The sequence below is a fragment of the Streptomyces chrestomyceticus JCM 4735 genome (assembly GCF_003865135.1).
Lineage (GTDB): Bacteria > Actinomycetota > Actinomycetes > Streptomycetales > Streptomycetaceae > Streptomyces > Streptomyces chrestomyceticus.
The window spans coordinates 4,225,484-4,238,071 of sequence record NZ_BHZC01000001.1 but is presented as its reverse complement, the minus strand read 5'-3'; the positions used below and the strand labels follow the sequence as shown (position 1 = coordinate 4,238,071).

Sequence of the window (12,588 nt, the reverse complement as noted above, 5' to 3'; positions counted from 1 at the left end):
TACGGGAAAGCCGCACCTGACCACCGTCGGGGGAAACCCCTGACGAAAGTGGGTGGCCGGGGCCGGGCGGCGGCCCCCCCGTGGAGCACGTCGGGGCCGCCGCGCGAGAGCCGCCGCGCCCCGCTCCGGAAAGATGATGTGAAAAGTTGCTGCTTCCTGCGGCGGGTACTGGCCGGTGTGACACCTGATCTCTCGTAGAGTTTCCGCGTGGGATCTCTGCGCAATCCGATCGGGCCGCTTCCCTCCTCCATCTACTGGCGGCGGAGGGCCGTTGCGCTGGCCGTCCTCGTCGTGCTCGTCCTGTTGGTGGTGTGGGCCGTCAACTGGACCGGCAACGACGGGAAGACCGGCGACGAGGGCAAGGGGCGGGGCGGGCCGGGGCCCGCGACGTCCATCACACCGGGCCCGAACGCGACGGATTCCGGGATCAGTCAAAAACCGGGCGGCCGCGACGAGTCGGGCAGCGGCGGCTCCGCCACCGGCTCCGGAGGCGCGGCCGGCAGCGGCGGCGGCACGGGCGGCTCCGGCGGCGGTACGGGCGGGGGCGGCGCCTCGGGAGCCGGCGGTGGCGGCCCCATAGGGAAGGGCGACGGCGCCGTGGCGGCCGGCTCGGCGCTCGCGAACTGCGCGCCGGACACCACCGAGTTGACGCTGCGCAGCCTGAAGGAGACCTACGCGCCCGGCGAGACGCCCACGTTCGAGGTCACGATCGAGAACTCGGCCGACAGCGCCTGCAAGGTGGACCTGGGGCGCGGCTACGCGGCCCTCACCATCAGCGGGCCCACCGACGACGAACGGGTGTGGTCCTCCGGCGACTGCCCGCCGGGCGGCGGTGGCACCGCACCCGTACAGGTACCGTCGGGCGGCTCGGTCAAGCGGACCGTGGAATGGGATCGCAAGCCCAGCAACTCGGAGTGCGCGACGGCCGCCGCCAAGCCCGTCGGGCCCGGTACGTACCAGGCCGAGGCCAAGGTCGGCGGACTGGACGCGGTCCGTGCGGAGTTCACCTTGGCCAAGGACTGACCCGCCGCCAAGAAGGGCGTCCTGAGCCCGGGATCGGCCCGCGACCTGGGTGATTGCGCTGTGAGCGTGCAGCGGTTCCGTGGCCGCTCAAGGTCGGGCACAGTCGGGTCCATGAGGCTACTGATGCTGGGCGGAACGGAGTTCGTGGGGCGCGCGGTCACCGAAGCGGCGCTGGCCCGAGGCTGGCAGGTGACGGTCTTCCACCGCGGACGGCACGACCCGCCGCCGGGGGCGGCCGCCGTGCACGGTGACCGCACCGACGCGGCCACCCTCGGCGCGCTCGCCGACGGCAACTGGGACGTCGTCGTGGACACCTGGGCCGGGGCGCCCACCGCAGTGCGCGATGCCGCCCGGCTGCTGGCCGACCGGGCCGGACGGTACGTGTACGTGTCCACCGGCTCGGTGTACCGGCACCCGGCCGGGCCCGGGCACACCGAGGCCAGCCCGCTGGTGGAGGGCTCCCCGGACGCGGACGCGGTGGCGTACGCGGAGGACAAGCGCGGCGGGGAACTGGCCGCGCTGGACGCCTTCGGCGCGGACCGTACGGTGCTGGCCCGCGCCGGACTGATCCTCGGGCCGGGCGAGAACCTCGGCCGCCTCCCGTGGTGGCTGAACCGCGTCGCCCGCGGCGGCCCGGTGCTCGCGCCGGGCCCGCGGGACCTGGGCCTGCAGTACATCGACGTCCGCGACCTCGCGGAATGGATTCTGCACGCCGCGGAGACCGGCCTGTCCGGCCCCTACAACCTCATCAGCGAGCCCGGCCACACCACGATGGGCGAGCTGCTGGAGAGCTGTGTGCAGGTCACCGGCTCGGACGCCGAACTGCGCTGGACCGGGCCGGAGGACATTCTCGCGGCCGGCCTGGCGCCCTGGACGGAGCTGCCCATCTGGCTGCCGCCGGGCGAGCTGTACGACGCCATCCACCGCGGCGTGCCGGCCAAGGCGCACGCGGCGGGACTGCGCTGCCGCCCGGCCGTCCGGACGGTGGCCGACACCTGGGCCTGGCTCAGGGAACGCGGCGGTCAGGCACCGCTGCGGCCGGACCGGCCGCAGGTCGGGCTGGCACCGGAGAAGGAGGAGGCGTTTCTGCGGGGGTGACGGGGGCGGTGGCGGGCGTGCGGGCCGCCACGGCTGCTGTACGGGTACGGGCGCGCCGACGTACGCGCGCCCGTGACCGTACGGGCGCGCGTACGCCCGTTCGGCAGCCGCGCCCGTACGCCTACACGTACCGTTCGAGGATCGACGACTCCGCCAGCCGGGACAGGCCCTCGCGCACGGACCGGGCGCGGGCCTCGCCGACCCCGTCCACCGCCTGGAGGTCGTCCACGCTCGCCGCGAGCAGCTTCTGCAGCCCGCCGAAGTGGTCGACCAGCCGGTCGATGACGGCGCCCGGCAGCCGAGGCACCTTCGCCAGCAGCCGGAAGCCGCGCGGCGAGACCGCCGAGTCCAGCGTCTCGGGCGAGCCGCTGTAGCCGAGCGCGCGGGCCACGATGGGCAGTTCCAGCAGCTCGGCGTGGCTGAGCGCGTCCAGCTCGGACAGCGCCTCCGGCACCGTACGGGAGCGCTTGGCCGTCGGCTCGGGCACGTAGTCGCGGGCGACCAGCTCGCGCTCCGGCTCGACGCCCGCGATCAGCTCGTCGAGCTGGAGGGAGAGCAGCCGGCCGTCCGTGCCCAGCTCGACCACGTACTCGGCGATCTCGGTCGCGATCCGGCGCACCATCTCCAGCCGCTGGGCGACCGCGGTGACGTCCCGGACCGTGACCAGGTCCTCGATCTCCAGCGCGGACAGCGTGCCGGCCACCTCGTCCAGCCGGAGCTTGTAGCGCTCCAGCGTCGCCAGGGCCTGGTTGGCGCGGGACAGGATCGCCGCCGACTCCTCCAGGACGCGGCGCTCACCGTCCACGTACAGCGCGATCAGCCGCATCGACTGGCTCACCGAGACGACCGGGAAGCCGGCCTGTATCGAGACGCGCTGCGCGGTGCGGTGCCGGGTGCCGGTCTCCTCGGTGGGGATGGAGGCGTCCGGGACCAGTTGCACACCGGCCCGCAGGATCTTGGTGATGTCCTTGTCCAGGACCAGCGCGCCGTCCAGCTTGCACAGCTCGCGCAGCCGGGTCGCCGAGAACTCCACGTCCAGCACGAAGCCGCCGGTGCACATCGACTCGACGGTCTTGTCGAAGCCGAGGACGATCAGACCGCCCGTGTTGCCGCGCAGGATGCGCTCCAGGCCGTCCCGCAGCGCGGTGCCGGGCGCCACGGCGCTCAGCGAGGCGCGCATCAGGCCCTCCGTGCCGCCGCTGTCGCCCGACCTCCGGGCGGGCGGCCCCCAACCGGACCTGCCACCAGACGACGATGCCCGGTCGTTGGCTGCCACTGCACTCCTCCGTCGCAAGGTCTGTCGGTGCCGCAGGCCGCCCGGCAGATGCCTTGGTCGCGCAGCTCACGGGCTGCGCGGGCCGACGGCACGACTTCATTGACAGGCGAGACCGGGGCAAAGTCTACCGGCGCCCAGGCCGGAGGCTGTCTGCAAAGTCACGCCGTCCGCCCGCGCGGCGGCCGTGTCACCGTGCGTCCGCCGCGCGCGCACGCCTGCTCAGCGGGGCAGACGGCGCGCCCGCCGCCCCGCGAGGAGCGTCGTCACCGGCGGCTATTCGGCCGCGGCCGTCTCGCGCGGCGGCTCCCGGCGCGGCCGCTTGGGCAGCACCCGCAGCGCCTCGCCGACGTCGGCCACCTCCAGCACCCGCATGCCCGCCGGGATCTTGCCCGGGTCGGCCGGGACCAGGGCGTGGGTGAAGCCGAGCCGGGCCGCCTCGGCCAGCCGGCGCTGCACCCCCGTCACCCGCCTGACCTCGCCCGCCAGGCCCACCTCGCCGATCGCGACCAGGTTCTTCGGCAGCGGGCTGTCGCTGGCGGCGCTGGCCAGCGCGAGCGCCACGGCGAGGTCGGCGGCCGGTTCGGTCAGCTTCACTCCGCCGACCGTGGCGCTGTAGATGTCGCGCTTGCCGAGGGCCGCGATGCGTCCGCGCTGCTCCAGGACGGCCAGCATCATCGAGACGCGGGAGGTCTCCAGGCCGGAGGTGGTGCGGCGGGGGGAGGGGATCTGCGTGTCGACGGTCAGCGCCTGCACCTCGGCGACCAGCGGACGGCGGCCCTCCAGGGTGACCGTCAGACACGTGCCGGGCACCGGCTCGTCGCGGCGGGTCAGGAAGAGGCCGGACGGGTCGGCGAGCCCGACGATGCCTTCGTCGTGCAGCTCGAAGCAGCCGACCTCGTCGGTGGTGCCGTAGCGGTTCTTCACACCGCGCACCAGGCGCAGCCGGGCGTGCCGGTCGCCTTCGAAGTTCAGTACGACGTCGACCAGGTGCTCCAGCAGGCGGGGGCCCGCGATGGCGCCGTCCTTGGTCACATGGCCCACCAGCAGGGTCGCCATGCCGCGCTCCTTGGACGCCCGGATCAGGGCGCCGGCGACCTCGCGGACCTGCGCCATGCCGCCGGGCGCGCCGTCGATCTCGGGCGAGGCCACGGTCTGGACGGAGTCCACGATCAGCAGCGACGGCTTGACCGAGTCCAGATGGCCCAGGACGGCGGACAGGTCGGTCTCGGCGGCGAGGTACAGGTGGTCGTCGATGGCGCCGATGCGGTCGGCGCGCAGCCGCACCTGGCTCGCGGACTCCTCACCCGTCACGTAGAGGGTGCGGTGGTCGGCATCGGCGGCCTTGGCCGCCACGTCCAGCAGCAGCGTGGACTTGCCGACGCCGGGCTCGCCGGCCAGCAGCACCACGGCGCCCGGCACCAGACCGCCGCCCAGTACGCGGTCCAGCTCGTCGACGCCGGTCGATCGGGCGGTGGCCTGGCGGCCGTCCACCTGGCCGATGGGCAGGGCCGCCGTCGTGACGCGTCCGGGCGCGGTCGTCCGGACGGCGGGCGCGCCGCCGAACTCCTCGACCGTGCCCCACGCCTGGCACTCCGGGCAGCGGCCGAGCCACTTCGCGGTGGTCCAGCCGCATTCGGTGCAGCGGTACGAGGGCCGCTCCTTGGCCGAGGATTTACGAGTCGCCATGGGGTTCACCGTAGTCGCGGGGTGTGACAGCGGCGGGCGCGCGGGCGTGCCGGGGCGGGTGCGCGGGGCCCGCGATCGGGGCAGGCAACCCCGCGACGCACGTGAAACTCGCTTCTGGTGTCCCCTTTTGAGGGAGAACGTCACCCGTATGGATTAAAAGTGTCCGTGCGGCGCGATAGGCCCTGCATCATCCGCCTACCGTCGCCGGGTGATGAGCAGCAGGTCCGATCACCCCATGCACGCCACCGGCGCACACCGGGCGCACGACGGCGCTCAGCGCCATGACCGGCCGCGGCTTCCCGAGCGGTACGAGCCCCACCTGGACGGGCTGTTCACCTACTGTCTGTCCGTCCTGTGCGAGCACGACGCGGCGACCGCCGTCCTCGGCGAGGTGCTCGCCGTCGCCGAACGGCACCACGGCCGGCGGCCGCCCGACCCCGGCCTGTACCGGTCCTGGCTGTACGCGCTGGCCCGGTGGGCCTGCCTGCGGCGGCTGACCGACCGCGTACCGGAGGGCGGCCCGGCCCCCTCCGCCACGGACACGACCCACGGCACCGGAGCGTCGTCCGCCCTGGGCGCCGCGCCCGCCGCCCCCGGCCCGTCCGGCGATGCCGCCGAAGCGGCCCGGCGGCGGCGCGAACTGGCCGGGCTGGCCTGGCCCGAAGCCGCCGGAACGACCCCCGAACAGCGCGAGGCGCTGGAGCTGTCCGTACGCCACCGCCTGTCCGGGGAGGAGGTCGCGGCGGTCCTCGGCGGCGACACCGACGCCACCCGCGGGCTCCTGGCCACCGCCGCCTGCGAGGTCGAGCGCACGCGTGCCGCGCTCACCGTCGTCGAGTTCGGCCGCTGCCCGGACGTCGCGCAGTTGGCGGCCGACACCCGGATGCTGCTCGGCGGCGCCCTGCGCCGGGAGCTGGTCCGGCACGTGGACGACTGCGCGGAGTGCCGCCGTACGGCCGAGCGGGCCACCGCGCACGGGCCCTGGCCGGGCACCGCGCCCCTCGACCACGGCGCGCTGCCGTTGGTCACCGCGCCGCGTACGGCCGTGCGGACCGCCATGGCGGCGGCGCGGGGATCGCGTTCGGGGCGTGCCGAAGGAGTGGCGGGCGCGGGCGTCTCCGTACGCTCCGGGCGCGCGGGGCGCACGGGTGGCGCAAACGGTTCTCCACGCTACGACCGGCGCGGATTCCCCGTCCGGCCCAAGGACCCGGCGGCCCGCCGGCGCCGGCTGCGCACCCGCGCCGTGACCACGACCGTCATCGCCACCGTCCTCGCGGCGCCGGTGCTCGCCCTGTGGACCGCCTACCGGAACGCGCCCCGGACCGGCGAGAGCGAGGGCCCGTCGGTGTCGGCCGGCGACCCGGGCAGCGGCCCGTACGACGGCCGTCCGTACGAGAACGCGGGCAGCGCGCGCACGCCCACCGCGCCGCACCTGCTGTCGACGAGCAACTGGCCGGCCGGCCCCGACGTCTCCGTGCAGGTCGTCGGCGCGGACGGCACGCTGCTGCGGCCCGGCGAACCGGACCGTTCCGGCACCGGCCCCGGACGGCTGACCGTCACCGCCGCACCGCGCGGCGGCGTCACGGCCGTCACCCTCACCGCGTCCGGCGGGGAGCCGGTGCACTGGTCGGCGCGTACGGGCGCGCCGTGGCTCCGGCTGAGCGCCACGGCAGGCGTGCTGCGGCCGGGGGAGTCCACCACGCTCCTGGTGTCCGTCGACCACGGCCGGGAACCGGACGGCTACTGGAACGCGCGGGTCACCCTGGCACCCGGGGGCACGACGGTGACGCTGGAGGGATGGGGCCAGGGGAACGGCGGCCACTGGCCGGGGCACCCGAGGCCGACGGGGCCCGGCCCCCGGCCCGAGCCGACGGCGCCGGCCACCCCGACGCGGGAGCCGACCGGCGAGCCGCCGACGCCCCCCACACCGACCCCGTCCCCGACGCCCACGCCCACCACCCAGGAACCGACACCGGGCCCGAGCCCGTCCCCCACCCCGCCTACGGGCTGACAGTCGGACGCGGTACGCCAACCCCGTCCGCGGGGCGGCAGCCGCAAGGGCGCGCAGCCCCTACTTCGGGTCCGCCGGGTGCGGCGCCATCGGCAGCGTCGCCGCCAGCCGCTCCTCGCACAGCTCCACGAGCCGGTCGTACCCCTCCTTGCCCATCAGCTCGGTCAGCTCGGGCCCGTAGGACACGTACACCGGCTCGCCCGCGCCGTGTGCGGACGTCGCCGACGTGCACCACCAGTGCAGGTCGTGGCCGCCGGGGCCCCAGCCGCGCCGGTCGTACTCGCCGATGGAGACCTCCAGGACGCGGGTGTCGTCGGGGCGGTCGATCCACTCGTACGTACGGCGGACCGGAAGCTGCCAGCAGACGTCCGGCTTGGTCTCCAGGGGCTCGCGGCCCTCGCGCAGCGCGAGGATGTGCAGCGAGCAGCCCGCGCCGGCCGGGAAGCCGGGGCGGTTCTGGAAGATGCACGAGCCCTTCCAGCGCCGGGTCTGGCGGTCGCCGTCCTCGTCCTCCTGGGTCCAGCCGGTGGAGGTGCCGACGTCGTGGAACTGCCACAGGTCCGGTGTGAGGCGCGCCACGTGCTCCGCGACCCGCTGCTCGTCCTCCTCGTCGGAGAAGTGCGCGCCGAGCGTGCAGCAGCCGTCGTCCGCGCGGCCCGCCTCGATGCCCTTGCAGCCGCTGCCGAAGATGCACGTCCAGCGGGAGGTGAGCCAGGTCAGGTCGCAGCGGAAGACCTGCTCGTCGTCGGCGGGGTCGGGGAAGGTGACCCAGGCGCGGGCGAAGTCCAGGCCGCCGACCTCGTCGGCCCGAGCCCCCTGCGCCTGCGCCGCCGCCCGCGCGGCGCGCTGCTTTTCCGCCTTCTTCAGGGCTTTTTCCTGCTTCGCCTTGTTCGTCTTAGCCACTACTCCAGCCTAAGGTGACCGGCCGCTGCCGAAGTCGCTCCGCGACCGGGGGCTCGCCGTCGGTTCCCGGCCGCCCGCAGTAGGTTCGACGGTATGAGACTCGGAGTCCTCGATGTGGGGTCGAACACGGTCCATCTGCTGGTGATGGACGCGCACCCGGGTGCGCGCCCGCTGCCCGCCTACTCGCACAAGGCGGAGCTGCGGCTGGCCGAACTCCTCGACGAGGACGGCGCGATCGGCGACGCGGGCGTGGACCGCCTCGTGGCGACGGTACGGGCGGCGGTCGAGGTCGCGGAGGACAAGGGCGTCGAGGACGTCCTGCCGTTCGCCACCTCCGCGGTCCGTGAGGCGTCCAACGGCGAGGAGGTGCTGCGCCGGGTCGCCCGGGAGACCGGCGTGGAGCTGCGGGTGCTGTCCGGCGAGGACGAGGCCCGGCTGACGTTCCTCGCGGCCCGCCGCTGGTTCGGCTGGTCGGCGGGCCGGCTGCTGGTGCTGGACATCGGCGGCGGCTCGCTGGAGATCGCGTACGGGCTGGACGAGGAGCCGGACGCGGCGGTGTCGCTGCCGCTGGGCGCGGGCCGGCTCACCGCGGCCGACCTGCCGGGCGATCCGCCGGAGGCGGAGGACATCCGGGCGCTGCGCAAGCGCGTACGGGCCGAAATAGCCCGGGTGGTGAGCGATTTCACGCGCTTCGGCACGCCGGACCACGTGGTCGGCACCTCCAAGACCTTCAAGCAACTGGCCCGTATCGCCGGTGCCGCCCGGTCAGCCGAGGGGCTCTACACCCAGCGTGAGCTGGACCGTAAGGCGCTGGAGGAGTGGGTGCCGCGGCTCGCGGGGATGACCGGCACGGAGCGCGCCGGGCTGCCCGGCGTGTCCGAGGGCCGCTCGCGGCAGTTGCTCGCCGGGGCGCTGGTGGCGGAGGCCGGGATGGACCTCTTCGGCGTCCGTACGCTGGAGATCTGCCCGTGGGCGCTGCGCGAGGGCGTGATCCTGCGCCACCTCGACCACCTGCCCGCGAGGTAGGGGCGCGGCCGACACCCGTCGGCGGCGGCCCGTACCCTGTCCCTCGTGACGGAGCCAGTGGTGCGCATCCCGGATGCGAAGGTCGCCCTGTCCACGGCCTCGGTGTATCCGGAGTCGACGGCGACGGCCTTCGAGATCGCCGCGCGCCTGGGCTACGACGGCGTCGAGGTCATGGTGTGGACCGACCCGGTCAGCCAGGACATCGAGGCGCTGCGGCGGCTCTCCGACTATCACGGGGTGCCGATCCTGGCCGTGCACGCACCGTGCCTGCTGATCACGCAGCGGGTGTGGTCCACGGACCCCTGGGTGAAGCTGCAGCGCGCACGGAACGCCGCGGAGAAGCTCGGGGCCTCGACGGTGGTCGTCCATCCGCCCTTCCGGTGGCAGCGCAACTACGCCCGCGAGTTCGTACGCGGAGTGTGGCGGATGGAGAGCGAGACGGACGTACGGTTCGCCGTCGAGAACATGTACCCGTGGCGCTACCGGGACCGCGAGATGCTGGCGTACGCGCCGGACTGGGACCCGACCAAGGACGACTACCGGCACTTCACCGTCGACCTCTCGCACACCGCCACCTCGCGCAGCGACGCCCTGGAGATGGTCGACCGGATGGGCGAGCGCCTCGCGCACATCCACCTCGCCGACGGCAACGGCTCCAACAAGGACGAGCACCTGGTGCCGGGCCGCGGCTCGCAGCCCTGCGCCGACCTGCTGGAGCGGCTCGCCGCCACCGGCTTCGACGGGCACGTCGTCGTGGAGGTCAACACCCGGCGCGCGATGTCCGCGGCCGAGCGGGAGGCGGACCTCGCGGAGGCGCTGGCCTTCACCCGGCTGCACCTGGCGTCGCCGACGTGGGTGCCGGGGTCGTGACGAGCGGCGGTACCGGTGCCGACGCCGGTACCGGGGGTACGGCCCCGGCCCGCAGGCGCGGCCGCCCGTCCCGTACGGACGCCGAGGACGGGCCCGGCGCCCGCGAGCGCATCCTGGCCGCGGCCCGCGCCGAGTTCGCCGCCCGCGGGTACGAGAAGACCTCGGTCCGCGGCATCGCCAAGGCGGCGGCCGTGGACCCGGCCCTGGTCCACCACTACTACGGCACCAAGGAGCAGGTCTTCGCGGCGGCCGTGGAGATGTCCTTCGCGCCCGCCCTGAACGCTCCCGAGGCCGTCCTCGAAGGCGGCCTGGACGGGGTGGGCGAGCGGCTGACCCGCTTCGTCTTCGGCGTCTGGGAGAACCCGGTCACCCGCGAGCCCCTGCTGGCGATCGTGCGCAGCGCCCTCACCAACGACGTCGCCGCCGCGGTGTTCCGCAAGCTCGTCGCCCGCCAGTTGCTGCGCCGGATCGCCGGCGAGCTGGCCGTCCCGGACGCGGACCTGCGGGCCGAGCTGGCGGCGGCGCAACTGGTCGGTACGGCCCTGCTGCGGTACGTGATCAAGCTGGAGCCGCTGGCGTCGGCGGACCCGGAGCAGATCGTCGCCCGGGTCGCGCCGGTGGTGCAGCAGCACCTGACCGGGCCCTGACCGGGGCGGACGCGCCCGCGGCCGGTGTCCGCCCAGCGGTCGCCCGTCTCACATGCCGGAGAAGCTGTCCAGATCTTGGAGCCGGGGCGTAGGCTCGACTGATTCACGTCCGTACGCGCACCGGGCGTACGGGAGATGTACACACACCCGAGGGAGTGGATCCACGTGCCCGAGCTGAGGTCCCGCACCGTCACCCATGGCCGCAACATGGCCGGCGCCCGCGCGCTCATGCAGGCGTCGGGCGTAGCGCGCGAGGACTTCGGCAAGCCCGTGATCGCCGTGGCCAACAGCTTCACCGAGTTCGTGCCGGGCCACACCCACCTCCAGCCGGTCGGCCGGATCGTCAGCGAGGCGATCAAGGAGGCCGGCGGCATCGCCCGCGAGTTCAACACCATCGCGGTGGACGACGGCATCGCCATGGGCCACGGCGGGATGCTGTACTCCCTGCCGTCCCGCGACCTGATCGCCGACTCCGTCGAGTACATGGTCGAGGCGCACTGCGCGGACGCGCTGATCTGCATCTCCAACTGCGACAAGATCACCCCGGGCATGCTGATGGCCGCGATGCGGCTGAACATCCCCACCGTCTTCGTCTCCGGCGGGCCCATGGAGGCCGGCCGCGCCACCCTCGTCGACGGCACGGTCCGCAAGCTGGACCTGATCAACGCGATCTCCGACGCGGTCGACGAGAACGTCTCGGACGAGGACATCCTCCGTATCGAGGACAACGCCTGCCCGACCTGCGGCTCCTGTTCCGGCATGTTCACCGCCAACTCGATGAACTGCCTGACCGAGGCCATCGGCCTGTCGCTGCCCGGCAACGGCTCGGTGCTGGCCACCCACACCGCCCGCAAGGCGCTGTACGAGAACGCCGGCCGTACGGTCGTGGAGATCACCAAGCGGTACTACGACCAGGACGACGCGACCGTCCTGCCGCGCAGCGTCGGCTCCCGCGCCTCCTTCGAGAACGCCATGGCCCTGGACATCGCCATGGGCGGCTCCACCAACACGATCCTGCACCTGCTGGCCGCCGCCCAGGAAGCCGGACTCGACTACGACCTGGAGGACATCAACGCCGTCTCGCGCCGGGTGCCCTGCCTGGCCAAGGTCGCGCCGAACGTCGCCCCCGGCGGCACGTACTACATGGAGGACGTGCACCGGGCCGGCGGCATCCCCGCCATCCTGGGCGAGCTGTACCGGGCCGGGCTGCTCAACGAGGACGTGCACACCGTGCACAGCTCCTCGATGGCCGACTGGCTCAAGACCTGGGACGTGCGCGGGGGTTCGCCGTCCCCGGAGGCCGTCGAGCTGTGGCACGCGGCCCCCGGCTGCAAGCGCTCCGCCACCGCCTTCTCCCAGTCCGAGCGCTGGGACACCCTCGACACGGACGCCGCGGGCGGCTGCATCCGCGACTTCGCCCACGCCTACTCCGCCGACGGCGGCCTGGCGGTCCTCAAGGGCAACCTCGCCGAGGACGGCTGCGTCGTGAAGACCGCCGGCGTCGACGAGTCGATCTGGACGTTCGAAGGCCCGGCCGTGGTCTGCGAGTCCCAGGAAGAGGCCGTCGAGAAGATCCTCGGCAAGCAGGTCAAGGAGGGCGACGTCGTCGTCATCCGCTACGAGGGCCCCAAGGGCGGCCCCGGCATGCAGGAGATGCTCTACCCGACGTCCTTCCTCAAGGGCCGCGGCCTGGGCAAGGCGTGCGCGCTGGTCACCGACGGCCGCTTCTCCGGCGGCACCTCCGGCCTGTCCATCGGCCACGCCTCGCCCGAGGCGGCCTCCGGCGGCACCATCGCCCTGGTCGAGGACGGCGACCGCATCCGTATCGACATCCCGAACCGCACCATCGAACTCCTGGTGCCGGAAGCCGAGCTGACGGCCCGCCGGGAGGCGCTGGGCGGCGTGTACGCGCCGAAGAAGCGCGAGCGCAAGGTCTCGCAGGCCCTCCGCGCGTACGCGGCGATGGCCACCAGCGCCGACAAGGGCGCGGTGCGGGACGTGACGAAGCTGGGCTGAGCCCCCGTAACGCCTCCTGAGGGCCCCGCCCG

Annotated in this window: 10 protein-coding genes; 7 read left to right on the top strand and 3 right to left on the bottom strand. The window is 74.1% G+C overall.

Features of this window, described 5'->3' with window-relative positions:
• Nucleotides 1-207: 207 nt before the first annotated feature.
• Entirely contained in the window at nucleotides 208-1,023 is an 816-nt protein-coding gene (locus tag EJG53_RS40650) for a hypothetical protein (RefSeq protein WP_154806381.1), read from the top strand.
• A gap of 111 nt (nucleotides 1,024-1,134) precedes the next feature.
• Nucleotides 1,135-2,121 (top strand): NAD-dependent epimerase/dehydratase family protein, encoded by a 987-nt coding sequence (locus EJG53_RS17905; RefSeq protein ID WP_167515129.1) that lies wholly within the window; start codon nucleotides 1,135-1,137, stop codon nucleotides 2,119-2,121.
• A gap of 121 nt (nucleotides 2,122-2,242) precedes the next feature.
• Here EJG53_RS17905 and disA read toward each other — a convergent pair whose 3' ends face one another.
• Both disA and radA read right to left on the bottom strand, forming a co-directional pair.
• Complete coding sequence (gene disA / locus EJG53_RS17900; protein ID WP_031005685.1) at nucleotides 2,243-3,397, bottom strand: DNA integrity scanning diadenylate cyclase DisA; 1,155 nt, start codon at nucleotides 3,395-3,397, stop codon at nucleotides 2,243-2,245.
• 273 nt (nucleotides 3,398-3,670) lie between these two features.
• Nucleotides 3,671-5,083 (bottom strand): DNA repair protein RadA, encoded by a 1,413-nt coding sequence (gene radA, locus EJG53_RS17895; protein WP_125045702.1) that lies wholly within the window; start codon nucleotides 5,081-5,083, stop codon nucleotides 3,671-3,673.
• Nucleotides 5,084-5,294: 211 nt separating this feature from the next.
• Here radA and EJG53_RS17890 point away from each other — a divergent pair, with 211 nt between their 5' ends.
• Complete coding sequence (locus EJG53_RS17890) at nucleotides 5,295-7,094, top strand: BACON domain-containing protein (protein WP_125045701.1); 1,800 nt, start codon at nucleotides 5,295-5,297, stop codon at nucleotides 7,092-7,094.
• A 60-nt stretch (nucleotides 7,095-7,154) separates the two neighbouring features.
• Here the strand turns inward: EJG53_RS17890 and EJG53_RS17885 are convergent, their stop codons facing one another.
• Nucleotides 7,155-7,997, bottom strand: a complete 843-nt coding sequence (locus EJG53_RS17885; RefSeq protein WP_031005690.1) for a hypothetical protein — start codon at nucleotides 7,995-7,997, stop codon at nucleotides 7,155-7,157.
• Nucleotides 7,998-8,090: 93 nt separating this feature from the next.
• On the opposite strand from EJG53_RS17885, the gene EJG53_RS17880 reads away from it, so the two are divergent.
• The 4 genes from EJG53_RS17880 (at nucleotide 8,091) to ilvD (ending at nucleotide 12,556) form a co-directional block, all read left to right on the top strand.
• Nucleotides 8,091-9,023: a Ppx/GppA family phosphatase gene (locus EJG53_RS17880; protein ID WP_125045700.1), complete on the top strand. Its 933-nt coding sequence runs from the start codon at nucleotides 8,091-8,093 to the stop codon at nucleotides 9,021-9,023.
• A gap of 57 nt (nucleotides 9,024-9,080) precedes the next feature.
• Entirely contained in the window at nucleotides 9,081-9,893 is an 813-nt protein-coding gene (locus EJG53_RS17875; RefSeq protein WP_125049424.1) for a sugar phosphate isomerase/epimerase family protein, read from the top strand.
• Entirely contained in the window at nucleotides 9,890-10,540 is a 651-nt protein-coding gene (locus EJG53_RS17870; RefSeq protein WP_125045699.1) for a TetR/AcrR family transcriptional regulator, read from the top strand. Before EJG53_RS17875 ends, EJG53_RS17870 begins: the two co-directional genes overlap by 4 nt.
• A gap of 165 nt (nucleotides 10,541-10,705) precedes the next feature.
• A complete protein-coding gene (ilvD, locus tag EJG53_RS17865; protein ID WP_125045698.1) occupies nucleotides 10,706-12,556 on the top strand; it encodes a dihydroxy-acid dehydratase in 1,851 nt (616 codons plus the stop codon).
• Nucleotides 12,557-12,588: the final 32 nt, after the last annotated feature.

Bases quoted from the DNA above. Each gene is read 5' to 3' on its own strand.
- EJG53_RS17905 (WP_167515129.1), top strand. From the start codon at position 1,135: ATGAGGCTACTGATGCTGGGCGGAACGGAGTTCGTGGGGCGCGCGGTC.
- radA (WP_125045702.1), bottom strand. From the start codon at position 5,083: ATGGCGACTCGTAAATCCTCGGCCAAGGAGCGGCCCTCGTACCGCTGC.
- EJG53_RS17890 (WP_125045701.1), top strand. From the start codon at position 5,295: ATGAGCAGCAGGTCCGATCACCCCATGCACGCCACCGGCGCACACCGG.
- EJG53_RS17880 (WP_125045700.1), top strand. From the start codon at position 8,091: ATGAGACTCGGAGTCCTCGATGTGGGGTCGAACACGGTCCATCTGCTG.